Origin of the sequence: Bacillus sp. Pc3, assembly GCF_000815145.1 — a bacterium.
GTDB lineage: Bacteria > Bacillota > Bacilli > Bacillales > Bacillaceae > Bacillus > Bacillus velezensis.
Genome location: NZ_CP010406.1, coordinates 2,507,839 through 2,531,078, shown reverse-complemented (window position 1 = coordinate 2,531,078; position 23,240 = coordinate 2,507,839). Strand labels below are relative to the sequence as shown.

23 protein-coding genes and 4 pseudogenes are annotated in these 23,240 nt (G+C 45.2%); 13 read left to right on the top strand and 14 right to left on the bottom strand.

What is annotated here, in order from left to right:
* Nucleotides 1–5 precede the first annotated feature (5 nt).
* From SB24_RS12145 to SB24_RS12130, 4 genes are read left to right on the top strand one after another with little or no spacing between them, the layout of a single operon-like run.
* Nucleotides 6–1,499, top strand: coding sequence for a sugar ABC transporter ATP-binding protein (locus tag SB24_RS12145; protein ID WP_039253586.1), 1,494 nt, complete (start codon nucleotides 6–8; stop codon nucleotides 1,497–1,499).
* Entirely contained in the window at nucleotides 1,489–2,460 is a 972-nt protein-coding gene (rbsC, locus tag SB24_RS12140) for a ribose ABC transporter permease RbsC (RefSeq protein ID WP_012118605.1), read from the top strand. Before SB24_RS12145 ends, rbsC begins: the two co-directional genes overlap by 11 nt.
* A 13-nt stretch (nucleotides 2,461–2,473) precedes the next feature.
* Nucleotides 2,474–3,391 (top strand): ribose ABC transporter substrate-binding protein RbsB, encoded by a 918-nt coding sequence (gene rbsB / locus SB24_RS12135; RefSeq protein WP_007407524.1) that lies wholly within the window; start codon nucleotides 2,474–2,476, stop codon nucleotides 3,389–3,391.
* Between the two features lie 60 nt (nucleotides 3,392–3,451).
* On the top strand, nucleotides 3,452–3,985 hold the full coding sequence (locus tag SB24_RS12130; protein ID WP_039253583.1) for an SH3 domain-containing protein: 534 nt from the start codon (nucleotides 3,452–3,454) through the stop codon (nucleotides 3,983–3,985).
* Nucleotides 3,986–4,109: 124 nt separating this feature from the next.
* Here SB24_RS12130 and SB24_RS12125 read toward each other — a convergent pair whose 3' ends face one another.
* From SB24_RS12125 to alsS, 3 genes are all read right to left on the bottom strand, one after another.
* Nucleotides 4,110–4,634, bottom strand: a complete 525-nt coding sequence (locus tag SB24_RS12125) for an NAD(P)H-dependent oxidoreductase (protein WP_033574420.1) — start codon at nucleotides 4,632–4,634, stop codon at nucleotides 4,110–4,112.
* Nucleotides 4,635–4,736: 102 nt separating this feature from the next.
* Nucleotides 4,737–5,504 (bottom strand): acetolactate decarboxylase, encoded by a 768-nt coding sequence (gene budA, locus SB24_RS12120; protein ID WP_003151318.1) that lies wholly within the window; start codon nucleotides 5,502–5,504, stop codon nucleotides 4,737–4,739.
* A 60-nt stretch (nucleotides 5,505–5,564) separates the two neighbouring features.
* Complete coding sequence (gene alsS / locus SB24_RS12115) at nucleotides 5,565–7,277, bottom strand: acetolactate synthase AlsS (protein ID WP_007407527.1); 1,713 nt, start codon at nucleotides 7,275–7,277, stop codon at nucleotides 5,565–5,567.
* 156 nt (nucleotides 7,278–7,433) lie between these two features.
* Here alsS and alsR point away from each other — a divergent pair, with 156 nt between their 5' ends.
* Complete coding sequence (alsR, locus tag SB24_RS12110; RefSeq protein WP_039253579.1) at nucleotides 7,434–8,342, top strand: acetoin biosynthesis transcriptional regulator AlsR; 909 nt, start codon at nucleotides 7,434–7,436, stop codon at nucleotides 8,340–8,342.
* 194 nt (nucleotides 8,343–8,536) lie between these two features.
* The gene (locus tag SB24_RS12105; protein WP_012118610.1) at nucleotides 8,537–9,868 is read left to right on the top strand and encodes an arsenic transporter; all 1,332 of its coding nucleotides are present in this window, start codon (nucleotides 8,537–8,539) and stop codon (nucleotides 9,866–9,868) included.
* A 48-nt stretch (nucleotides 9,869–9,916) separates the two neighbouring features.
* Here SB24_RS12105 and SB24_RS12100 read toward each other — a convergent pair whose 3' ends face one another.
* The 3 genes from SB24_RS12100 to SB24_RS12090 form a co-directional block, all read right to left on the bottom strand.
* A complete protein-coding gene (locus tag SB24_RS12100) occupies nucleotides 9,917–10,591 on the bottom strand; it encodes a hypothetical protein (RefSeq protein WP_007407530.1) in 675 nt (224 codons plus the stop codon).
* A gap of 41 nt (nucleotides 10,592–10,632) precedes the next feature.
* On the bottom strand, nucleotides 10,633–11,526 hold the full coding sequence (locus SB24_RS12095; RefSeq protein WP_007614229.1) for a hypothetical protein: 894 nt from the start codon (nucleotides 11,524–11,526) through the stop codon (nucleotides 10,633–10,635).
* A 122-nt stretch (nucleotides 11,527–11,648) separates the two neighbouring features.
* Nucleotides 11,649–12,743: a CotH kinase family protein gene (locus SB24_RS12090; RefSeq protein ID WP_015240725.1), complete on the bottom strand. Its 1,095-nt coding sequence runs from the start codon at nucleotides 12,741–12,743 to the stop codon at nucleotides 11,649–11,651.
* A gap of 140 nt (nucleotides 12,744–12,883) precedes the next feature.
* On the opposite strand from SB24_RS12090, the gene cotG reads away from it, so the two are divergent.
* The 3 genes and pseudogenes from cotG to SB24_RS20585 all read left to right on the top strand — a co-directional run bounded on the left by cotG (nucleotide 12,884) and on the right by SB24_RS20585 (nucleotide 14,661).
* On the top strand, nucleotides 12,884–13,417 hold the full coding sequence (gene cotG / locus SB24_RS12085; protein WP_033574417.1) for a CotG/ExsB N-terminal domain-containing protein: 534 nt from the start codon (nucleotides 12,884–12,886) through the stop codon (nucleotides 13,415–13,417).
* 156 nt (nucleotides 13,418–13,573) lie between these two features.
* Complete coding sequence (locus tag SB24_RS12080) at nucleotides 13,574–14,194, top strand: flavin reductase family protein (RefSeq protein ID WP_012118614.1); 621 nt, start codon at nucleotides 13,574–13,576, stop codon at nucleotides 14,192–14,194.
* Nucleotides 14,195–14,359: 165 nt separating this feature from the next.
* Nucleotides 14,360–14,661: pseudogene (locus SB24_RS20585) on the top strand (hypothetical protein).
* Nucleotides 14,662–14,668: 7 nt separating this feature from the next.
* On the opposite strand, the gene ggt reads toward SB24_RS20585, so the two are convergent.
* Complete coding sequence (gene ggt, locus SB24_RS12070) at nucleotides 14,669–16,246, bottom strand: gamma-glutamyltransferase (RefSeq protein ID WP_039253571.1); 1,578 nt, start codon at nucleotides 16,244–16,246, stop codon at nucleotides 14,669–14,671.
* Between the two features lie 207 nt (nucleotides 16,247–16,453).
* Between ggt and SB24_RS12065 the strand changes: the two genes are divergently transcribed.
* From SB24_RS12065 to chrA, 3 genes are read left to right on the top strand one after another with little or no spacing between them, the layout of a single operon-like run.
* A complete protein-coding gene (locus SB24_RS12065) occupies nucleotides 16,454–16,930 on the top strand; it encodes a chromate efflux transcriptional regulator ChrS (protein WP_039253568.1) in 477 nt (158 codons plus the stop codon).
* 13 nt (nucleotides 16,931–16,943) lie between these two features.
* Nucleotides 16,944–17,534, top strand: coding sequence for a chromate efflux transporter subunit ChrB (gene chrB, locus SB24_RS12060; protein WP_015418372.1), 591 nt, complete (start codon nucleotides 16,944–16,946; stop codon nucleotides 17,532–17,534).
* Entirely contained in the window at nucleotides 17,531–18,067 is a 537-nt protein-coding gene (gene chrA, locus SB24_RS12055; RefSeq protein ID WP_015418373.1) for a chromate resistance efflux protein ChrA, read from the top strand. Before chrB ends, chrA begins: the two co-directional genes overlap by 4 nt.
* A 157-nt stretch (nucleotides 18,068–18,224) precedes the next feature.
* On the opposite strand, the gene SB24_RS12050 is transcribed toward chrA, so the two are convergent.
* The 7 genes and pseudogenes from SB24_RS12050 to SB24_RS20665 form a co-directional block, all read right to left on the bottom strand.
* Nucleotides 18,225–18,941: an endonuclease V gene (locus tag SB24_RS12050; RefSeq protein ID WP_015418374.1), complete on the bottom strand. Its 717-nt coding sequence runs from the start codon at nucleotides 18,939–18,941 to the stop codon at nucleotides 18,225–18,227.
* Nucleotides 18,942–19,033: 92 nt separating this feature from the next.
* Entirely contained in the window at nucleotides 19,034–19,687 is a 654-nt protein-coding gene (locus tag SB24_RS12045; RefSeq protein WP_015418375.1) for a hypothetical protein, read from the bottom strand.
* A gap of 267 nt (nucleotides 19,688–19,954) precedes the next feature.
* A complete protein-coding gene (locus tag SB24_RS12040) occupies nucleotides 19,955–20,467 on the bottom strand; it encodes a hypothetical protein (RefSeq protein ID WP_015418376.1) in 513 nt (170 codons plus the stop codon).
* Nucleotides 20,464–21,024: an AHH domain-containing protein gene (locus tag SB24_RS12035; RefSeq protein ID WP_052467622.1), complete on the bottom strand. Its 561-nt coding sequence runs from the start codon at nucleotides 21,022–21,024 to the stop codon at nucleotides 20,464–20,466. The genes SB24_RS12040 and SB24_RS12035 overlap by 4 nt, the downstream gene beginning before the upstream one ends.
* A gap of 137 nt (nucleotides 21,025–21,161) precedes the next feature.
* A pseudogene (locus SB24_RS19635) lies at nucleotides 21,162–21,742 on the bottom strand (HNH endonuclease); the annotation flags it as partial.
* A gap of 160 nt (nucleotides 21,743–21,902) precedes the next feature.
* Nucleotides 21,903–22,208: a hypothetical protein gene (locus SB24_RS12020; protein WP_012118628.1), complete on the bottom strand. Its 306-nt coding sequence runs from the start codon at nucleotides 22,206–22,208 to the stop codon at nucleotides 21,903–21,905.
* Nucleotides 22,209–22,224: 16 nt separating this feature from the next.
* Nucleotides 22,225–22,597: pseudogene (locus tag SB24_RS20665) on the bottom strand (T7SS effector LXG polymorphic toxin); the annotation flags it as partial.
* A 3-nt stretch (nucleotides 22,598–22,600) separates the two neighbouring features.
* On the opposite strand from SB24_RS20665, the pseudogene SB24_RS12010 reads away from it, so the two are divergent.
* Nucleotides 22,601–23,212, top strand: a pseudogene (locus tag SB24_RS12010) (IS3 family transposase); the annotation flags it as partial.
* Between the last annotated feature and the right edge of the window lie 28 nt (nucleotides 23,213–23,240).

The window sequence follows — 23,240 nt, the reverse complement described above, 5'->3', positions numbered from 1 at the left end:
CCAGCATGCACATCGGCATGACAGACATTCATAAAGCATTCGGCAAAAACCAAGTGCTCTCCGGCGTCTCATTTGAGCTTCTGCCGGGAGAAATCCACGCTTTAATGGGAGAAAACGGAGCGGGCAAATCGACGTTAATGAATCTGCTCACCGGGCTCTACCGGCTCGACAAGGGAAACATTACGATAAACGGAACAAACATGAGCTTCTCCAATCCAAAGGAAGCCGAAAAGCACGGAATCGCCTTTATCCATCAGGAACTGAATATATGGCCGGACATGACGGTGCTTGAAAACCTTTTTATCGGCAAAGAGCTGACGACGGCATTCGGCGTTTTGGAAACGAAGAAAATGAAAGCGCTAGCAAAATCACAGCTTGAAAAACTGGGAGTCTCTCTTCCTCTTGACCGGGAAGCCGGACAATGTTCCGTCGGACAGCAGCAGATGATTGAGATTGCCAAAGCGCTGATGACAAACGCCGAAGTCATTATTATGGACGAACCGACCGCGGCGCTGACCGAACGGGAAATCAGCAAACTGTTTGACCTGATGACGGCGTTAAAGCGGGACGGCGTATCCATCGTCTATATTTCGCACCGAATGGAAGAGATATTTTCGATTTGCGACCGGATCACCATTATGCGGGACGGCCTCACTGTCGATACGGCGCATATGAAAGAAACTAATTTTGATGAAGTGGTCAAAAAAATGGTCGGGCGGGAGCTGACCGATCGGTATCCGACTCGCACGCCGTCACTCGGCGATAAGGTGCTCGAAGTGAAAAACGCCTCAAAAAAAGGAAGCTTTTCACAGATCAGTTTCCATGTGAGCGCCGGAGAAATCCTCGGCGTTTCCGGCTTAATGGGTGCCGGACGGACAGAAATCATGAGGGCGCTGTTCGGAATTGACAGGCTCGATTCCGGAGAGATCTGGATTTCCGGCCGAAAAACCGGCATTCGGGGTCCGTACGATGCCATCCGCAAGGGACTCGGCCTGATTACGGAGAACCGCAAAGATGAAGGGCTGCTGCTGGATACGTCCATTCGTGAAAATATCTCATTGCCGAACCTGACCAGCTTCTCTCCGAAAGGCATCATTGACCGAAAACGCGAGGCGGAGTTCGTTGAGCTGCTCATCAAGCGTCTGACCATTAAGACCGCATCTCCGGAAACCGCCGCCCGGCATTTATCAGGAGGAAATCAGCAAAAAGTCGTCATCGCCAAATGGATTGGAATCGGCCCGAAAGTTCTCATCCTTGATGAACCGACAAGAGGCGTCGACGTAGGCGCGAAAAGGGAAATCTATTCATTAATGAATGAACTGACCGATCGCGGAGTCGCCATCATCATGGTGTCTTCCGAGCTGCCGGAAATTCTCGGCATGAGTGACAGAATCATCGTCGTCCACGAAGGGCGCATCAGCGGAGAAATCAATGCGGCCGGCGCAACACAAGAACACATCATGACACTTGCCACGGGAGGGCAGCAGTATGAAAACTGAACCAATGACATCAACTGAACAAAAGCGATTTTCCATTCATACCTTCACGCAAAAACTCGGTCCGTTTCTCGGCTTACTGATTCTTGTGCTGATCGTTTCCGTTTTAAACCCGAGTTTTCTTGAACCCCTCAATATTCTCAACCTTCTTCGGCAGGTTGCGATTAACGCTCTGATTGCATTCGGAATGACGTTTGTCATTTTAACGGGAGGCATTGATCTCTCTGTCGGAGCCATCCTCGCCTTATCGAGCGCATTGGTCGCAGGTATGATGGTCTCAGGCATCGACCCGATCTTAGCCGTCATCATCGGCTGCGTAATCGGCGCCGTACTCGGCATGATAAACGGATTATTAATCACAAAAGGAAAAATGGCGCCGTTCATCGCCACTTTGGCGACAATGACCGTCTTTCGCGGACTGACCCTCGTCTATACGGACGGAAATCCGATTACGGGGCTCGGTTCAAATTACGCATTTCAATTATTCGGACGCGGTTATTTTCTCGGTATTCCCGTACCTGCCATTACGATGCTGATTGCATTTGCGGCCCTGTGGGTTCTTCTGCACAAAACACCGTTCGGCCGCCGGACATACGCCATCGGCGGCAATGAGAAAGCGGCGCTGATATCGGGAATCAAAGTGCCCCGCATCAAGATCATGATCTATTCTCTGACAGGTTTATTATCGGCGCTGGCGGGAGCGATTCTGACATCACGCTTAAATTCCGCACAGCCGACGGCCGGGGAATCATACGAGCTGGACGCCATCGCAGCGGTCGTTCTCGGCGGAACGAGCCTGTCCGGCGGTCGAGGGCGCATCATCGGTACGCTGATCGGGGTTTTGATTATCGGTACGCTGAACAACGGCTTGAACCTTCTCGGCGTATCATCTTTTTATCAGCTCGTCGTCAAAGGAATCGTCATTTTAATCGCGGTGCTGCTGGACCGCAAAAAATCGGCATAGTAGGAGGACCATTATGAAGAAAGCCATCATCACGATCGCGGCATTATCACTGTTTTTGCTGTCCGCCTGTTCACTTGAACCGCCACAATGGGCAAAACCGTCAAACACAAAACATAAAAAAGAATTCACTATCGGGCTCTCCGTCTCCACATTGAACAATCCGTTCTTCGTTTCATTAAAAGAAGGCGTTGTAAAGGAAGCCAAAAAACGGGGCATGAAGGTCATTATTGTCGATGCCCAAAATGATTCATCTAAACAGTCAAATGACGTAGAAGATTTGATCCAGCAGGGAGTCGATGCGCTGCTGATCAACCCGACCGATTCCTCAGCGATTTCAACAGCCGTCGAATCGGCAAATTCCCTCGGCATTCCCGTCATTGCGCTTGATCGTTCAGCCGAACACGGCAAAGTCGAAACGCTTGTCGCCTCTGACAATGTCAAAGGAGGAGAAATGGCGGCTGACTACCTCGCCGATCAGCTCGGAAAAGGCGCCAAAGTGGCGGAATTGCAAGGGGTGCCGGGCGCATCCGCGACACGGGAACGCGGAACGGGCTTTCATCATATTGCCGACAAAAAGCTGGATGTCGTAACAAAGCAAGCGGCGGATTTTGACCGTACAAAAGGATTGACCGTCATGGAAAACCTGCTGCAGGGACATCCGGATATTAAAGCCGTGTTCGCCCATAATGATGAAATGGCACTCGGCGCGCTCGAAGCGATTAACAGCTCGGGCAAACACATTTTGGTCGTCGGTTTCGACGGAAATAAAGATGCGATTTCTTCCATTAAAAACGGAAAGCTGACAGCCACGGTCGCCCAGCAGCCGGAGCTGATCGGAAAACTGGCGGCCGAAGCGGCGGAGCAGGTGCTCAAAGGAGAAAAAGTCAAAAAAACCATTTCCGCTCCATTGAAACTTCAAACACAAAAATAACCGGCCGATGTTTAGACTTCCGATAAAACGTGAAAGGATGAAGTAAAAGGAGAGATACAGATGAAGAAAACAGCCAAAGCGGCATCCATTCTGACCCTTGCAGCGGGAATAACAGCGGCTTCAGCTGCCGGAATAACGCCTCTTTCGGAGACACACGCGCAGGAAGCGGTCAAAATTGACGATCTGTACAGCTACCCGCTTGACTCTTATCTCGTTTCCGCGGAAGCATTGAACGTCAGAACAAAAGCATCAGCAGCCAGTCCGAGAGCTGATACCCTTCATTTAGGCGACAGCTTAAAGATCGTTTCATTCCAGAACGCTGTCTGGGCAAAAGTACATTATAAAAACGGAAAAACAGGATTTGTATCTACTCATTATATTGTTAAAGAAGCAACAACCGTAAAAACGACGGAAAAAACAAAAGTATATACAGACAAACAAGCGGTCAAAGCTTCCCTTGCTAAAAACACGAGCGTTTCTTTCCTCGGATGGAAAAAGACAGCCGGCGGCGGCATTGACTTCGGCTGGGCGCTTGTCGATTACGGGGGCGCAACGGGATATATCAGCACAAAAGATCTGCAAAAACTGACATAATATCAAAACGGATTTCGCAAAATAAGCGCGAAATCCGTTTTTTCTTTCTTGAGCAGTCAGAAACGTCTAAGGTTCGAAATATTTCTCAGGAAATATTGTCGGATGAAGATGAATGCATACGACTCTAAAATGGCTTCTTTATGTAATCCGCCAGGCGTTTTGCATTGTCATGAATAGCCGCAGCATCGGCGCTGCTTACCCCGTACATCGCGAAAGCCGGCAAATAGGTCATACCCGTAAAATTAGCCATTGCCTGAAACGGCCTTAAGAGCTCGCTCAGTGAAAAATGGTTGGACCCGCCTGCCTGATATGCATCCTCTCCGGCACCTACAGAAACAGCCAGCAGCAATTCTTTGCCGTGCAGCGCCTTTCCTTTGGAACCGTAAGCCCAGCCATACGCCAGCACATGATCCATCCATGTTTTTAAAAGCGGAGGCGCACTGTACCAGTACAGCGGGAATTGAAATACGATCCGGTCATACTGTTCACACAGCTGCCGTTCCTTTTCCCCATCTATTTTCCCGTCCGGATATTCTTTATAAAGCTCACGGACCGTGATGTCATCATGATTTTTTAATTCTTCTGTCCACGCCTTATTGACCGCTGAGTTATCCATGTCAGGATGAACCGCTAATACCAATACTTTCACAGCTACCACACCTTTCCCTTTTGACTGTATTTTACCTAATCTTTGCCGGTTCAGCCAAATAAAAAGAAAGCCCTCGAGAAAAATGGGGCTTTCTTTTTTAATTTATTCCGGGCTTCCTTCGGTTGTTTCAATATCCTTCGCAAAATTCGGATTATCTAAATTTGCGTTGAAAAAGTCCGCCGTATTCGGAAGCTTGAGGTTCATATTCATTTTTTGAGAAATGGTCACTTTACAATCTTTAATGACATAGTCAAATACGTGTCCGCCGGAATTGCGTCCTTCATCAATGAAGTGCAGGTGATATCCGGAAACAGCGATGCCGTTTGCGTACCCCGGCGTCCAGAAGCCGGCGATTGTACCCTGAATGTCGTCAAAGTTGAACACAGGCTGTGTTTTCACCGCTTCGATCATCGGAACGTACGGTTTCTCCTGGCGTTCTACCGTTCTTGTCTGCACCTTTTTAAATACGCCGTCTAAACGGATCGCATAAAATAAGTTTTTACTAGGCAGAAGGCTGGCGATTTCCTGCTCGAATTCTTCACGGGTCATTTCGCCGTCGATCGTATGCGTCATATCCGGCGTGAAAAATGTGAATGAGCAGAATGGTGACAGGTCTCCGCCTTTAACAGGCGTAGCTGTTCCGTCGCCGCGCAGACGGTAAAATTCTCCGTCAAATCCGATTAATTCGCCGTCCAGTTTGTTGAACGTGCCGATTCCGAAATCACCGAACTTCGGAATGTCGGCCATATCAAAATCTCCGTCATATACTCCGTCCAGCAGAGATGTCATTGTTGAGACTTGATAGATCTGATCCTCAGGTGAGCCTTTTTCTCCGCGGCTCATCATATGGATGTCGCTTGCGTTTTTCATATTCCCTTCACTCCTTTTAAATTGGGCTGTTTTAGAAAACAGGTCATGGTGCGCAGAGTGCTAGAGAGCTTTTGCTTTCATTTTTTCTTTGAATTGCTTCGGAAGCATGTCGCTTGATAAATGGACATTGTCACTGTAATCGACAGGAATGTCAATGATGACAGGGCCTTCTGTGTTCAAGCCTTTTTGCAGCACGTCTGCCAGCTGTTCCGGTGACTCAACGCGCAAGCCGGTGGCGCCGAAGCTTTCTGCATATTTTACGATGTCAATGTTTCCGAAATCTACGCATGATGTACGGTTATATTTTTTCATTTGCTGGAATGCGACCATATCATATGTGCTGTCATTCCATACAAGGTGAACGATCGGCGCTTTTAAGCGGACTGCCGTTTCCAATTCCATTGCAGAGAACAGGAATCCTCCGTCTCCTGAAACGGATACGACTTTTTCACCCGGATTCACCAATGTGGCGGCAATCGCCCAAGGAAGCGCTACGCCTAATGTCTGCATGCCGTTGCTGATCAACAGTTTCAGCGGCTCATAAGCGCGGAAGTAGCGGGACATCCAGATCGCGTGAGAACCGATATCGCAAGTGACGGTTACGTCGTCATCAATTGCATTGCGCAGTTCTTGGACGATTTGCAGAGGATGCACTCTGTCGGATTTATGGTCGCTTGGCGCCTTCTCGCTGTCTGTGAGCATCTGTTTTAATTCGCTCAGCACTTCTTGTTCACGGCTGCCCATATCAAATGTCACAGCGTCGTGTTCAATTTGTTTAACCGTAGCGGCGATATCGCCTAATAATTCTAATTCCGGCTGATAGGCATGATCAATATCGGCCTGAATTTCGTCAAGATGGATAATAGCACGGTCACCGTTTACGTTCCAGAACTTCGGATCGTATTCAATCGGATCATAACCGATCGTTAATACGACATCCGCCTGTTCAAGCAGAAGATCGCCCGGCTGGTTGCGGAACAGTCCGATCCGGCCGAAATATTGGTCTTCCAGCTCTCTGGACAATGTGCCGGCCCCTTGGTACGTTTCTACGAAAGGCAGTTTTGTTTTGGCAAGCAGTTTGCGGATTTGTTTTACCGCCTCCGGTCTTCCGCCTTTCATGCCGACTAACAGAACGGGAAGTTTCGCCGTCTGGATTTTCGCGATAGCCGCGCTGACCGCTTCTTCCGGTGCAGGGCCTTGTTTCGGAGCCGGCACGCTGCGTACGTTTTTCACATTTGTGATTTCATTCACAACATCCTGCGGAAAGCTCACAAAAGCCGCGCCTGCCTGACCTGCTGACGCTGCCCTGAAGGCGTTTGTTACCGCTTCTGGTATATTCCCTGTTTCCTGTACTTCTACACTGTATTTTGTAATCGGCTGAAATAGCGCCGCATTGTCCAATGATTGGTGTGTCCGTTTTAAACGGTCTGCGCGAATTACGTTACCCGCCAGCGCCACTACCGGATCACCTTCTGTATTAGCCGTTAACAAGCCGGTCGCCAAGTTGGATGCCCCCGGGCCTGAAGTAACGAGACAAACGCCTGGTTTTCCAGTCAGTCTTCCGACAGCCGCAGCCATAAATGCAGCGTTCTGTTCGTGACGGCATAAAACCAGTTCAGGTCCTTTATCTTTTAACGCATCAAATACTGCATCAATTTTTGCACCCGGAATGCCAAAAACATGTGTGACACCTTGCTCCACTAAGCAATCAACAACAAGCTCCGCCCCCCGATTTTTTCCAGAGGTTTTTAGTTCATTTGTTGCTTTTGCCAACACCCTCACTCCTTATTATGCATATTAAATATAAAATTTTAAGTAATTTGTGATATTATTCACTATACACTCTTTGGAAATTGACCTCCAATATCAATTCGCCGTATGATTAATATGTTTCACGAATAATTAACAAAGAGAAAGGAATGGATAAGGATGGAGCTTCGCCATCTTCAATACTTTATTGCCGTTGCCGAAGAACTTCATTTCGGCAAAGCTGCGCTTCGGTTAAATATGACACAGCCGCCTCTCAGCCAGCAGATCAAACAGCTTGAGAAGGAAGTCGGCGTGACCTTATTAAAGCGCACGAAACGGGTTGTAGAGCTTTCAGCTGCCGGAGAAAGTTTTTTAAAACACAGCAGAAACGCGATCGAAGAAATAGACAAAGCGATTGAAATGGCGCAGAGAACGGCGCGGGGAGAGCTCGGCCGCCTTGTCGTCGGTTTTGTCGGCTCGGCCACATATGAATTTCTGCCGCCGATCATTCGGGAATTCCGCGAAAAATTCCCCTCCGTCAAGCTTGATCTGCGTGAAATTTCTTCTTTCAGACAGCAGGAAGAACTTCTGAAGGGGAACATTGATATCGGCATCCTTCATCCGCCTTTACAGCATTCCGCGTTACATATGGAAAAGGTGCAGAGCAGCCCGTGCATTCTGGCTTTGCCGAAGCAGCACCCGCTTACCGCTAAACAGACAATCGACATTCACGATTTAAAAAATGAACCGATTATCACACTGTCGAAAGAAACATGGCCGACTTTATACCTAGAGTTTGTAAACTACTGCGAGCAGGCGGGCTTCAAACCGAAAATCGTTCAGGAAGCGACGGAGTATCAAATGGTGATCGGATTGGTTAGTGCCGGTATCGGTGTAACCTTCGTGCCTTCTTCTGCTAAAAAGCTGTTTAATCTCGAAGTCGCCTACCGCGGCATTAATCAGGTGCAGCTCACTGCCGAATGGGTCATTGCCTACCGCAAGGATAATCAAAATCCGATTCTGAAACATTTTCTGGCTATTATGAATAAACGCCAGGCTTTATTGCAGGCGGATAAGGAAAATGCATAAAAAAGAGGGCCGCCGAAAGCAGCCTCTTTTTTTGTGCTTTTATGGAATTTTACTAAATTGGTAGAAACGCTCAGTACACCTTACGACCTGTACCCGTATACATACAGTACAACTGATCAGGAGGGATAAAAATAACGGGGCGGCAATGACCCATCTAAAAGGAGGCAGAACACATTACACATATTACCGTCATTTTGACCCTGATTTCTTTCTTTGTGACCATTATTTTTATCTTTTGGAGACCCGGGGGATTAAATGAAGCCGTTCCGGCGTCGCTGGGCGCCATTCTCGTTTTGTTATGCGGAACCGTTTCCTTTCATGATTTGGGGGATATAGGGTCAAAAGTCACCGGAGCATCAATCACCATTATCTCCACAATGATTATGGCGATCGCGCTGGAAAGCTTCGGTTTTTTTAACTGGGCGGCGGCCAAACTGCTTCACCGCGCCAAGGGATCGGGCATCCGGCTTTTTTGGCTGACCAACCTGCTCTGTTTTTCAATGACGCTCTTTCTGAATAATGACGGCAGCGTCTTAATCACCACTCCTATTTTACTATTGGTCTTACAATATCTCGGACTTAAAAGACATCAGAAAACACCGTATTTAATAAGCGGCGTATTAATTGCGACAGCCGCAAGCACCCCGATCGGCGTCAGTAATATCGTCAATTTAATTTCTCTCAAAATGATAGGCATGGACCTTTATTTGTACACCAATATGATGTTTATCCCCGGCACGCTGGGACTGGTGTTTATGGCCTTTCTGCTGTTTGCCGTTTTTTACCGCCGTTTGCCGAAACAGCTCCCCGATATTCCGGTTCATTTTGACTCGCTGGAACACAAACGATATCATCCGCTTCAGCCTCCGCCGGACCCGACCCAAAACAGCCGTACGAACATCATGTTTTGTGTTTTGGCATTTGTATTGTTCGTCCGGATCAGTCTGTTTGCAGCTTCTTACAACGGCATATCCGTTTCGCTCGTGGCTGTCATCAGTTCAGTCATCCTGCTTGGCTGGAGATGGTTTTATTTAAAAATCGGACCGGCAGACTTATTAAGGAAAGCGCCTTGGCATATCTTTATTTTTGCCTTCACGATGTACATTATCATCTACGGACTGCATAATATCGGACTGACGGCGCTGCTTGTTCAGTCTATTGAACCTTATGTCTCACAAAGCATTGCCCACGCCGCATCTATTATGGGCATTGCTACATCCGTCCTCTCTAATTTGTTCAATAACCATCCCGCCTTAATGATCAGCACTTTGACATTAACTGAAATGTCCATCGACCCATTAACCGTAAAAATCATTTATTTGGCTAATATTATCGGCAGTGATATCGGATCATTGCTTCTGCCGATCGGGACATTAGCCACGCTGATCTGGATGCATATCATCAGACAGCACGGCGAAAAAGTTTCTTGGTCAGAATATATCAAAACGACCATTATCGTTGTCCCTCTCACCGTCGTGTTTACCATTACCGTTTTATATGTTTGGATCAGTTGGATTTACCTTTAGCCCTGATGAAAAAAACTGCCTGCTGTATAAGAGAGGCAGTTTTATCATTTATGGCAGGTGCATGGTTTTTAAATGATTCAATTTCCAAAAAACAGTATCTCCGTCTGCATTGGTCAATTCAAGAATATTATCTGAGACATCCTGTAACAGCCCGACTTTATTCGGTATATCTCCTAAATCCAGAATAATCAGCTTCCCGATATATCTTTTTAATTGCTCCTCAAAATTCCGGACGAGGGGCACATTAGCGGGAACAACCGGCAGCTCTGAACTGTTTAATGTATACGGCGTCTGCTCATCGGAATAGGGTGTCAGCCATTTCAAATGATGCATTGAGATGAAAAGAGTCTTATAAACCGGAGAGAAGAAAACAAAATAATCATTTAAAACACTTGTCACATACCCATGAATGGAACGGTCTCCCGTAACAAATATTTCTGTGAATCTGCCTTTTATATGCTGGAGGGTATTCCGGTAAGAAAAGGAATGTTCCTGTTTTTCGGGATGCGGACTTTTTTTTCTTGCGTACGGTTCTTTATTCTCTTCGTCCGGGAGCGTCAATGTCATCCTCTGAAGGTGCAGCAGCGGAATATAAAGAAACGTCCGGCCGTCATGAATCACAATGATATCCTGACCGATATCCAAAAGAGTTCCTGAAAATGTCGTATTCCCCGATATCTCAATATCGACTTGTTTATCCAGAAATCTGCTTAATCCAGCCATTTCATTCCCCCCTCTCCCGCGTTTACGGACAATCTTTCCAATCATTTACGGCCGTGTTTCCACCGATAATCTATTGTCCTTAATACAGTGGCATAGCTATAAGAGTTCTCTTCCTCCCTTTTTGAAGATCGAACGGATCTTGACGATCTTTTCGACTTTTTAGAGGAAGTACGCTGCTCTTCGCGTGATTCTTCCTCATGCGGCTTTTCTTCTTCGGCGCTCTCTTTCTCACCTTTATTCTCGTCGTCTTTATTCTCCTCTTTTTTAGCTGCTCCTTTTGCCCCTTCGCTGATGCTCTTGATATGAAAAGGATAGATCCGCAGCACTTCTTTATCTTTCACAAGAGTGTAGTGGCCGTCGGAATTATCCACAAGTATACCTTCAACGGCTTCAGGACCTCCGCGGTTGATGGATACCCATTTGTGGATCAGGCGTTTAAATATGCCGTGAAAATCATCAGCCATTTCAAATTCCGGGCGCTCCTCCTCTTGGCCGTCCTCTTCTTGTTCCGCGCTGATGCTTTTGACATGATCGGCGTTAAAATATACAATTCCGTCATCTTCCGTTTCCAGCACGAGAAAATCATCCCCTGTTTCGTGAAGCTTTCCTCTTTTCGATTCCGGACCTCCCTGATTCAATTGCACCGTGCGATTGGTCATCCGGCTGATCAGATCTTGAAAATCATCAGCTTTTTCACATTCTGCCGCTTCGGCCGGCGATACGGTTTCACTCGTATTTTCCGTCACACTTTTCACGTGTTTCCATTGATAATAAACGATTTTATTATCAACCTGAAGAGCGATATAATCCGATTGAATGTCTGCTAATCTCCCTGTCTTGGACTCCGGGCCTCCCCGGTAGACAGTAATTACTTTTCCTTCCATCGCATGCAAAAAGTTGTCATCAGACCGCTGCCGCTTCGTATTGCGTTTCATCTATTGTCCTCCTAGTCATTTTTCTCATAATGTAAAAAGCATAATGCATATATACGTATCACGATTATTTTCGGGAACTGATTCACCAGCCTATTTGTAAAAAATCTTTCTTCATTTCCAAATCAGATATTCCACCGCTCTAACTCACTGCTGATGAAGGCTGACCGCTCCTTAATGTATTCGCAAATCACTTCAGGCTCCCGGTCAAAGCAATCAATCTCTTCTTTCTTATATGGATCCTTCGCGACATGCGGCCTGATCTGCTCATACAGTGACATGACCTTCGGCTTCATATGTTCAATGGTAAACCGGGTCTGAAGCGTCTCTTCCAAAAGCCGTTTGTACGCTTTGCGGAAATACGGTTCATCCAGAAGCCTTGCAGTCAAGGTATTAAACCCTTGTATTCTGACATAATCGGCCTCCATCCGATCACCGTGAATGTCTCTTCCCCACGTCGCATCGTAATCCCACGGAATGACTTCAAAAAGGCCCGTTTCATGATTCCGGTACAAAGCGTAATTATGAACAAATCCATCGTAGTTTGAGGTAAACACGATGCCCGCAAGCCACCGCAAATACTTATCGGCGTCCAAGTGTTTGACGATCTCCCCCTTGAACTCTGACTTCGGAACGGTATTAATTTTATAGATCATATCCTGCAAGTATAAATCGTCTTCTTTCGTTCCCGTTTTCTTTTCATAACCAAGTTCGAGCGATGTTTTCGTATCCCGCTCCAGATCACTGACGAGGGAGAAATTGGCGTCGTCATCAACCGCGTAAAAAACAGCCCCGTCCGCCAAATTCCTTTTCGCCAGAAAATATTCATCCACTGACTCCAGCTCAAGATACACCCCCTCATGTCTGCCATTGATTTGCAGGGTTACGAAATTCGCCTTTGGTGACAGCGTCCCAAGCTCCGCGAAGAAATCGAGAGACAGCTTATTCCGCATCATCGACGGATCTTTGTATTCAGCGTTTAAATGTATCTCTTTCGCCCTGCGAAATGTTTTCGGCGAATAAAAAGCGATGTGATACGATTTTTTCTTGAAATCTCTTATATGCGAGCCGCGGTACGCCAGATCAATGTCAAGCCGTTTTTGATTCACTCTCAGCACCGCGGGCACCGGATCATCATCCCAAATGTCTTTTTTCAGCTCCATTAAGTCTTTCGGGTGAATAAACAGCTGGTATAGAGGCAATGTTGATTGGTCTTTCATCAGTAAACCTCCCTGTATTAATTTAGGCTGTGCTTTTTATATAAAACTCAGCGAATCACACATACACTTTTTTCATTCATGCGTACTATGTGGTAGTAAGGATCGCATCCTTAAAACATATATCATGAGGAGGTTTCAAAATGGGCCACTATTCCCATTCTGATATCGAAGAAGCAGTAAAATCCGCAAGCACCGAGGGATTGGAAGATTATTTGTACCAAGAACCAAAAAGCAGTAAGAAGAGAAAATCTCGCAGCCGTAAAAAATCATGCCGCTCTCACAAAAAATCTCGCAGTCATAAAAAATCGTGCCGCTCTCACAAAAAATCTCGCAGTCATAAAAAATCGTGCCGCTCTCACAAAAGATCTCGCAGCCATAAAAAATCCCGTTCTCACAAAAAATCTCGCAGCCATAAAAAGTCCCGTTCTCACAAAAAATCTCGCAGCCATAAAAAATCCCGCTCTCACAAAAAATCTCGCAGCCGTAAAAAATCATGCCGGTCTCACAAAAAATCTCGCAGCCACAAAAAATCATGCCGCCGCAAGAAAAAACGCACGCAGAAAAAACCTTATCGTCCTCATAAAAAAGACCCTTGCAAAAAAGACGATTACTGCAGCAAAACAGAGTACTGGAAAGACGGGAACATCTGGGTTGTAAAGAAAAACTACAAGTAACACCATTCGTAAATAGGCTGCCGGCTAAACGGAAGCCTTTTTCCTCAATCAGATATATGCCACGTGATAAGATATGCAGCCGGTTTTCTTTTGTTGTGTTTCCGAATTTTCTTTCTGTATAATCAGGTCATACGATAAAGAAAGGCGGCCGAAATCATGCATATCTTACGAGCAGACGAACTGAACGCAAAAGACACTTACAAATTGCTTTCGGGCACAGTCGTTCCCCGGCCGATCGCATTTGTCACGACGCGGTCATCCATCAACGGCGCCGTAAACGCGGCGCCCTTCAGTTTCTATAACGTTGTCTCCGCAGAACCGCCGCTTCTGGCCATCTCAGTCAGCCGCGCGGACGGTCGGCAGAAAGACACCGCGAGAAACGCACTCGCTCATCGGGAATTCGTGGTGCACGTCAGTGATGAGTCCATTATTGAAGACATTAACAAAACGGCGGCAAGGCTTGATCCTGATGTCAGTGAACTTGGCATGACAGACCTTTCTGTGACAGACAGCGCTTGCATCAGCGTTCCCGGTATAAAAGAAGCAAAAGTCAGGTTTGAATGTATACTCGAACGCCATCTTCCGTTCCAAAATGACAGCGGAGAAACGACGACAGACCTCATCATCGGCAGAGTCGTTTGTTTTCATTTGAATGACCAAGTATATGACGCCGATAAAGGCTACATACGAACAGATGAGCTGAAGCCTGCGGCAAGGCTCGCGGGGAATGAATACGCCAGACTCGGGAAGACATATACACTTGTCCGCCCGACCTGAAGCAGGAACCATTATAATAGAAGAAACTAGCCAAAAAGACCCCTTTCGTAAGGGGTCTTTTTTGAGTCTTTTACCATGCAACTCAGCCTAATGTCTTATAGAATGCCGAAACTTACAAGGCCCTCACTCGTATGAAACGAGTGACACATTTTTAGGAGGCAGACGATGGATTTCATTCAGTTACTGATTTTTTCAGCCGTATTTATTTTGCTCAGCCTTATGTTTCAAGTATTTGCCGTCAAAGTTCTCAATATCGATTAATCGAAATCACACTGCTTATTACGGGCATCGCAGCGGTGACTTTTTTCAATGAAATGTACGGATTTGCGGGAGTTGTTTTCATGCTATTTTTCTGCAGCGGCTTAATGGAATGGCGGCACCGGCGGGAGGAAAAGCAATATGTGTACGATTCGTTTTACGCGGGTCTTTCTGCCGCGCTTGGCGTGCTTATTTTTTTCATCAGTTAGCGTAGCTCTATACTCCTGCGGCCGCTCCGTCGCCGCGCGGGTCGGCCCCGCCTTGGAGAAAGCCTTCTTCATCAATGACGATCGCTGCCGCATGGCCCATAAGCCCGTCAAAATCACCAACGGTCTCGACGCGGTGGCCGCTCTGCCTTAGGGCTTCTCTCGTTTCAGGGCTGATTCTGCTTTCAACCCTCAGCCCTTCATACTCCTCTCCCCATGTCCGTCCCCAGACCCAGCGCGGCTCATTGATCGCCTGCTGGGGGTCCATTTTGTAATCAATGATGCGCGTAATCATCGCTGTCTGAGTTTGCGGCTGGCCTTCTCCTCCCTGGGTTCCGTACAGGATGTGCGGCTTTCCTTCTTTACAGGCCATCGCCGGCATGAGAGTGTGGAACGTCCGCTTGCCGGGTTCAAGTGTATTGACATGGGATTCGTCCAGCGAAAAAAATGACCCGCGGTTTTGCAGCAGAATACCCGTCTCCCCCGCTGTAACGGCAGATCCGAACTCGAAATAGAGGCTCTGAATAAAGGAAACGGCATTTCCTTCCGCATCGGCGACGGCGGCATAAGCTGTGTCGCTTCCGACCGGCCGGCTTACCGCCGGCGCAGCCACGTTACCGATTTCTTCCGCAAGCTGCTTTGCATACCATTTATCAAGCAGCCGATCCAGCGGAATATGAGAAAATGCCGGATCAGTCAGCACTTCATTCCGGTGCTGAAAACTCTTCTTCAGCGCCTCGATCAGCAGATGATAATAGTCAAAGGAACCGTGTTCGATCTGAGAAAAATCATAGTTTTCCAATATATTGAGCGTCATTAAGCCTGTAAAGCCTTGTGAATTCGGCGGAGCCTGATAGATTTTGCACCCGCGGTAATCGGAGGATACCGGGTTCGTCCACTCGCCGCGGTGGGCTTTAAAGTCATCAAGTGTCAGACGGCTGCCGTTGTTTTGCAGAAAGGATGTGATGCGTTGAGCGAGGTCTCCTTCATAAAAAGCGCTTCTGCCTTTCTCGGCAAGCTGCTCCAAGCTGGCCGCCAGATCCTTTTGGACAAACCGTTCACCGGGCATGGGCGCTTTTTTGTTTCTCGTAAAAATGGCCGAGGTGTAAGGCGTCGAGGCTAAAAGAGCGAGATTGCGTTCTGTGTGGGCGCATTGGTCGGCGGACACCGGAAATCCGTTTGCCGCATAATCAAGAGCTGGCTTCAGCACCTCAGCGAGCGAAAGACGCCCGTACGCCGAAAGCACGGCATCCCAGCTGTCCGCCATTCCCGGAACGGTAATGGCGCTTTCTGTCCCGCGCAGAGGGATCGCTTCTCTGCCCCGATACAAGTCTCTCGTCACATGCTTCCCTGAACGGCCGCTCCCGTTATAAGCTTTGATTCGTCCCGTTTCTTTATGGTAAGTGAGCCAAAATGAATCCCCGCCAAGACCCGTCATATGCGGATACACGACTGCCAGACAGGCGCTGACCGCCACTGCCGCGTCAAATGCGTTTCCGCCCTTTTCCAGAATGCCGGCCCCCGCCTGAGAAGCGAGATAATGCGGACTGACGACCATTTGTTTCGTTCCGATGGTTGAAGTATTCATGGCAAGCCCCTTTACAAATTTTCTCAATTATAAAAAGCGGCTTCGCGGCCATCCACATTCCTGAAAGAAAATCTCACACACTATTTACTTTTCGATAATAAATTACCCTAAGTTATTACGTATCGAAAATAATAAAAAATTTCTCCCTTCATACCGTAACGTTTCATGATACAATAATGTCTACCAAATGAAGGAAGGTGAAGCGGATTGGAACATGAATACAGCATTCCGAATCTTGTCCTTGATGAAACGGATAAACAGATTCTTTCGATTTTGCACGAGAAAGGGAGGATTTCCTATACAGACGTAGGAAAGCGGGTTAACCTGTCGCGAGTGGCGGTTCAGCACCGCATTCAGCATTTACTCGATGCCGGTGTGATTGAAAAATTCACCGCTGTCATCAACCCGGCGAAAATCGGCCGCCATGTGTCCGTGTTTTTTAATGTGGAGGTGGAGCCGCAGTATTTGGAGGAAACCGCATTAAAGCTTGAAAAGGAGCCGGCCGTGACCAGCCTTTATCATATGACCGGACCGAGCAAGCTGCATATGCACGGCATTTTCGCAAATGATCAGGAGATGGAAGAGTTTTTGACAAAACGGCTCTATACGCAAAAAGGCGTCGTCAGCGTCGACTGCCAAATGCTGATTAAACGGTATAAAAGCAGAACGGGCATGAAGCTGTAAGGAGGACATAGCCATGAAACATCCCTATTGGGACATTACGGCGGCGATGGTCCGAACGGGCATTTTCGGATTCGGGGGCGGCCCGTCGGTGATCCCGCTCATCCGCCATGAAGCCGTCAATAAATACAAATGGATAGATGATGATGAATTCGGAGAAATATTAGCAATCGCTAATGCGCTTCCCGGACCGATTGCCACAAAAATGGCTGCGTATCTGGGCTTTAAGCTGAAAGGCACGTTAGGCGCAATCGTGGCAACCCTTGCCCATATTCTGCCTACATGTCTTGCTATGGTAGGCTTGTTTGCGGCTGTCAATGTCTTAAGCCACTCAGCAATTGTTGCCGGCATGATTGGCGCCGTCACGCCGGTAATCGCCGTCATGCTCGGCATTATGGCGTACGAGTTTGGCCAAAAAGCGCTTAAAGGTTTCGGCTGGGTCACGGGCATCCTATTTTTTATCATCGCTTTTATCGGCCTGCAAACGCTGCAGATCAATCCCGGCTTTGTCATTATCATTTTCTTAGCGTACGGCGCGTTTCATTTTAAATTGAAAGATAAAATCACAAATAAACGTTCAAAAGATAAAGGAATGTCGGCCTCATGATCATGATTTATGTATTTATGGCGTTTTTTGTCGCAAACGTGCTCGGGTATGGCGGCGGACCGGCGTCGATCCCGCTGATGTTTGAAGAAGTCGTCAACAGATACAGCTGGCTCTCAAACGATCAATTCTCAAATATGCTCGCGCTTGCGAACGCATTGCCGGGCCCGATCGCAACCAAAATCGCGGCGTATGTCGGCTACAGCGCAGGCGGGTGGCCCGGGTTCCTGATTGCGCTGATCGCCACCGTCGTACCGTCGGCGCTCGCATTGATCGTCCTCTTGCGCATCATTCAGCGCTTCCGCCAATCCCCCGTCATCAAAGGCATGACGCTGTCCGTCCAGCCTGTCATCGCCGTCATGATGCTCATTCTTACCTGGCAAATCGGCGCAGACGGCATCAAAGCGATCGGCTGGGTTCAAGCGATAGTGATTGCTGGGATTTCCCTCCTTGCCTTGACAAAATTTAAGATGCATCCGGCCTTCCTGATTATCGCGGCGTTTTTGTATGGAGGTCTTGTGGTTCCTCATTTATAAAGAAAAGCACCTGGACAGGTGCTTTTTGTTTCAGTCCCGATATGTTGTTCGATATAGATAACTGTTTCTTCGTCTATGCTTCTTACATGTGGTTCCTGTCATCCTCCCAGATGGCCTGATCAATAAAAAACATTTGCAGCCTGCCGGACTGCAAGTGTTACACGTGATTTTTCCGATAAAACGTTCGCAAAACATGCGTTTCAAGGTCAGCCAGACGGACAGGGATCGGCAGCCTGCTTTCTCGATTGATCATTTTCATTGTGACCTGATAGCTGCTTTCTAAATCAATGTTATGTCCGCAAGACAAGAAGATAGGCTTCACGTCCCGCCGTGTCCGCAGCGCCCGGCCATATACCTCGCCGTCAATGAGAATATCGGTGTAGGCGCCGACTTCATTTTCGGGCATCTCAAAATCGCAGCCTTTGATTTTGAGATAGGTTTTCGCTATCCCAATCGTCGGCTTACCCAGAAAAAAAGCCGCATGGGTGGCAACGCCCATATGATTGTAATGCAGATACCCGTTGCCATCAAACAAAAACACATCCGGCTCCGCCTCCAGCTTTTCGGCCGCTTCGATGATCAGCGGCAGCTCGCGAAACGCAAGAAAACCGGAAACATACGGCACGCTGATTTTCCCCATGCTGTGCACTTTTTCAATCACTTCTTTTGTATCAGCGTCAATCACGATGATACTGCATACGCCGTACGGTTCCCCGTCCTGCTCCCAATAAGCGAGGTCGACGCCTGCGCATGTGTTGACGGAGTCTGGATGGATGACGGGGGATAGGTTGATTCTATGTATTAGGGATTGTTGTGTTTGAATAAAATCCGATTCATCATTTAGATCAAAATCGTGAATTTGATGTATTTTCATTTTACTTGTTTTCCTCTCTTAAAATAGTCTTCGCTCTCAGTCGTCCTGTGTGTCGATCTAGCGAAGACTCCTTCAACAAATTATATCTTTTATTAAAATTCATTTTTCATTTCTTTCATAAAAATAAGGTCCAATTGTTTAAGTAATTCTTTAAGTTCAGTACACATAATATCTTCTAAAGGATTTTCCCAATCTTCGTTTTTTATCAGTTCAATGCCATAACTGCCGGTTGGATCGCCTTCTGGGTACCACCCTACATCAAGCAGCAAATTTTTAGTTTTATGAGAAATCTGCAGGAGGTCTTGATTAAAGTCAAATAACCAAGCATCATCATTTTCCTCTAGAGTTTTAGGGTCAGTATCTTTTAATGTAATATAATCAACAGTCCAGCCCGCCGGTATCTTAAGCCTTAAGAAATTGGGAACATGTTGGCTTAGCTGCTGCAAACCCTCTAAAACCCCACTTCCCACAGTCCAGATTTGATATTCTAACTCTTCCAATAATTGTTCCATTTCATTAAAAGAGTCTTCTTTATAAATCTTATCCTTTTTCAAGCCCGCTACTATGAGATGGTATTGATCATTTTGAAATATTACCTTAATAACAGCATTACGTTTTTCATTTTGTAGTTTTAGCAGTTCATATTTTTCTTCCATTCTTTTTTCTGAATTTAAATTGTTCTGTACTACAGACCAGCCATTACAGATTTTTAATGGCTGCAATTGAGAAATTTGATCTCTGTCCATCCTGCTTCTCCTTGTATTCCACATTGTTATATTATCTATAAAAAAACTTGCCGATGACAACACGGCAAGCTCTTAACTATAGCAATTCTAATACATCAGTAAACAAGGCATCTCCTAATGTTATTCTCTGGGATGTATATTCGCTTTTGGAACATCTAATTTATTATGTTTTCTTACCATGAGAACCTCTGTTAGTAACTATTCATTTCCTAATCTTTAATTTTAATAAGGTTCAATCTCCTTATCGGTACAACCCAAATAAATATACTAATCATTCATAGCTTTCGGGGGTATAAAAGCGACTAATTGACCTTCAGGATATATACCTTTCCATCCACAAGGCCATCCGCCGGATTTATATACTTGAAACATTTTCTCAAAAAGATTGTCTTTATTACCGTTTACCAGACGATTGATTGCACATTTATACAGATCTGACTCTACTTCTTCAGCAATATCCCAAAAATCCATAGGAATGAAATCTTCAGAATAGTTATCATCAGAATTGAAAATATTCGATAATTCTTCATCTATTGTTTTTAAGTGATCATTATTTAAAATTATACCCAGCAACTGTCCGGTTTCATTTGATTTGACATCTTGCCAAATTACTTCAACTTCATCAGTATCTTGAGACCATGCTAATTGTTGTGCAATCTCAAAATCGTCTGTAACTGTAATATCAGACAAATTCCGATTATTATTTTTAAATAATTCTCCATCCTTAATAAAGTCAATTACCTCTTCCACTAAATCGCTATATTCACCGAAACTACTCATTTATTTAACCACCTTTCCCATAATTCCTCTGTAGCTCCCCCGCCTCTTTGCCAGAGAGGGAGCTTTTTGTTTTGACCTTTTTTATAAAACTTTCCCATATTTTTGATTTTCGATTTATAAAGAGGTATTCCTTTTTCTACCCCTAATTTTAGTTTTTGCTGTAATTCATAAACTTGTTGTTCTAAAACTTCAACACTTTCATTAATGTCCATTTTATTCAACTGTTTTTTTACAACATTATTATAAACACTATGATAACCTCTATGTCTAGACAAAGTACTTATTGCCTCTGCAGGTATTGGTAAGAAAATACCATTCGATGCATGATTTGTTTCCATTCCTATTTTTTTAATTATAGGATGGTTATATAGCTCTCCAGGAATAATATGTTGGGCTTGGTATCCAGTCCATTTTGATGACCGCGGTAATCCCATAGATTCTAACAAGTTTTTCCCAAGTTCAGTTGAATCGCTTTTTGTTGTATGACCCGGTCGTCCTGATATTTTCCTCTTCTGCTCTATCATCGGACCCTTAGTGCCTTTACCACTACCCACCATCTTCACAATCCCAAGATCTTTCACAGCAGTCGTTTTCACATCAGCATGAATGATTGGGAAAGTTGCGCCATCCGCTGTGACAGTCTTGTGGACACGAATTTTTACATTCGTCGGTACTTTGAATTCTTTTACTTGGTCTAGAATCTTTTTCCCTTTTTCAACTTTTGATGCTTGTGGCGATTTTGCAAGCGGTATGCCTTTGTTTCAGGTTTAAAAGCTCCTGCGTTTATTTCTCCTACACCACCAAGGTGTCCGAATTCACTATTTATTTTTGTTGGCACAAGTTGCATTGTTTTAACATCATTTAATTCATGCCATGTTAATTTATTTTTTTCTCGATATTTTTTTATATCTCTTGCACTAATTTTACCAGATTCCATCCCAAATTGACTTGCTAACTCAGGTGAGCCATTAATTTGGTCAGCTAATTTTTGATCTGATTGAACAAAATTAGCTGTCTTGCTTTCCCCCCATAAGTTCCTTTTCCTCCAAGCATATAGTTGATTTCAACTTGTGCCTTTGCAATTGGTGAAAAATCAGGAACTCCATTTTTATATTGAATACCTTTTATACCAGCCTCATCTAATATGCTTTTCAATTTAGGGTCTGGTGGAGGTTTAAGCGTACTTAAAGATTCTCCCCTAATTCCTTCAAATTCAATCTTTGGATTGATCTGTGCAGGTGTTTGATTAATCCTTGATTCATACGATAGGGTATACATTTTAAAGTTATTTGTACGCACTCTATAATTTGGTAAAACATCATATAAGGCTTATAAGGATCACCTCTACTCTCTAAATAGAAAACAGTTTATTCGGCACTCACCCCCACTAAAAAAGCCTTAAAAGAAAATAAAAATCTTTTAAGGCTTTTCATTACTAGAGGTTATTGATTTTGTCTTTATAAACTTTTAAAATTGTTGTGTTTAAATCACTGATTTCTGAGAAATGCCATTCAAACGTCGTTAGAATTCTATGAAGTTCAAATAACATTTTCTCTATTTCATCACCATCGTTCTTATCCAATGAACCAAAATTGTTTAGTATAATATCTAAATCTCTAGTTAACACCCTAAAATCCTCAAGGTTCTCGTACTGTTCATCTAAATCTTCTTTATTTACAATATTAATACTTGAATTAAGTTTATCTAGTATGTCCAATATTCCTTCTAACTTTTTATCCATATAAATTCCTCCACTATTATTTCCAACCCTTAACTACTCGTCCAAGTGCTTTCTTAGTCTTGTCAGGGTTTAAAGTACCATCTAAATTCAATACGTATTTCACATTTCCCGTCTTATCTATTACTTCTAAATGGTCTTTGTGTAATGCGTCAAGATAAACTCCATAACCCTTTTTCAGATATTGGTTATCAGTTTTCTTTTCCACCTTATAAATTGATTGTCCATCGTACTTTACTTTTGATTTTGATAAGGAATTACTTATTTTTTCCAAATTCCATATCAAAAAACTCATTCATATTTGAAACAGGTTTAACAATACCCTTAATACCTTTACCACTACCAGCCATCTTCACAATCCCAAGATCTTTCACAGCTTTGGTTTTCACATCAGCATGAATCATAAAACGGTTCAGCGCATTATGCAGAAGAATCAGTGGCAATGCCGGGTTAAGGTGAAAAAGCGCAAGAAGAATGGGCAGCCATATGCCGTGGCCGAGAATATATTAGATCGAAACTTTCAGTATGATCGCCCTCTGGAAAAGCTAGTAACGGATATCACATATTTGCCTTATGGGCAGAAACAATTGTACCTTTCCAGTATATTGGATTTATACAATGGAGAAGTGATTGCTTTTACGATTGGCGATAGACAGGACACAGACTTTGTCTTACACACACTTGATCAGCTGCCCGCACTGCCAGAGAACTGCCTGTTACATAGTGACCAAGGTTCTGTTTATACATCTTATGAGTATCAGAAAGCTGTTAAAACAAAAGGCATTACCATGAGCATGTCCCGCAAAGGGACGCCCGCTGATAATGCCTCCATCGAATCGTTTCATTCCTCACTAAAGTCTGAAACGTTCTATCTTAACATTGATCGAACTACGACGGCCATCGTAGAACGCACTGCCATAGAATACATTCATTATTATAACAATATTCGTATTCAAACGAAACTAAACAGCCAATCGCCGATACAATATCGGCAATTGGCTGTATGAAGGTGTTTTGATCCCTGTCTCAAAAACA

Bases quoted from the DNA above. Each gene is read 5' to 3' on its own strand.
- SB24_RS12145 (WP_039253586.1), top strand. From the start codon at position 6: ATGCACATCGGCATGACAGACATTCATAAAGCATTCGGCAAAAACCAA.
- rbsC (WP_012118605.1), top strand. From the start codon at position 1,489: ATGAAAACTGAACCAATGACATCAACTGAACAAAAGCGATTTTCCATT.
- rbsB (WP_007407524.1), top strand. From the start codon at position 2,474: ATGAAGAAAGCCATCATCACGATCGCGGCATTATCACTGTTTTTGCTG.
- SB24_RS12130 (WP_039253583.1), top strand. From the start codon at position 3,452: ATGAAGAAAACAGCCAAAGCGGCATCCATTCTGACCCTTGCAGCGGGA.
- budA (WP_003151318.1), bottom strand. From the start codon at position 5,504: ATGAAAAACGCAAGCGACATCCATATGATGAGCCGCGGAGAAAAAGGC.
- alsR (WP_039253579.1), top strand. From the start codon at position 7,434: ATGGAGCTTCGCCATCTTCAATACTTTATTGCCGTTGCCGAAGAACTT.
- SB24_RS12100 (WP_007407530.1), bottom strand. From the start codon at position 10,591: ATGGCTGGATTAAGCAGATTTCTGGATAAACAAGTCGATATTGAGATA.
- SB24_RS12095 (WP_007614229.1), bottom strand. From the start codon at position 11,526: ATGAAACGCAATACGAAGCGGCAGCGGTCTGATGACAACTTTTTGCAT.
- SB24_RS12090 (WP_015240725.1), bottom strand. From the start codon at position 12,743: ATGAAAGACCAATCAACATTGCCTCTATACCAGCTGTTTATTCACCCG.
- cotG (WP_033574417.1), top strand. From the start codon at position 12,884: ATGGGCCACTATTCCCATTCTGATATCGAAGAAGCAGTAAAATCCGCA.
- SB24_RS12080 (WP_012118614.1), top strand. From the start codon at position 13,574: ATGCATATCTTACGAGCAGACGAACTGAACGCAAAAGACACTTACAAA.
- ggt (WP_039253571.1), bottom strand. From the start codon at position 16,246: ATGAATACTTCAACCATCGGAACGAAACAAATGGTCGTCAGTCCGCAT.
- chrB (WP_015418372.1), top strand. From the start codon at position 16,944: ATGAAACATCCCTATTGGGACATTACGGCGGCGATGGTCCGAACGGGC.
- chrA (WP_015418373.1), top strand. From the start codon at position 17,531: ATGATCATGATTTATGTATTTATGGCGTTTTTTGTCGCAAACGTGCTC.
- SB24_RS12050 (WP_015418374.1), bottom strand. From the start codon at position 18,941: ATGAAAATACATCAAATTCACGATTTTGATCTAAATGATGAATCGGAT.
- SB24_RS12045 (WP_015418375.1), bottom strand. From the start codon at position 19,687: ATGGACAGAGATCAAATTTCTCAATTGCAGCCATTAAAAATCTGTAAT.
- SB24_RS12040 (WP_015418376.1), bottom strand. From the start codon at position 20,467: ATGAGTAGTTTCGGTGAATATAGCGATTTAGTGGAAGAGGTAATTGAC.
- SB24_RS12035 (WP_052467622.1), bottom strand. From the start codon at position 21,024: ATGGTGGGTAGTGGTAAAGGCACTAAGGGTCCGATGATAGAGCAGAAG.
- SB24_RS12020 (WP_012118628.1), bottom strand. From the start codon at position 22,208: ATGGATAAAAAGTTAGAAGGAATATTGGACATACTAGATAAACTTAAT.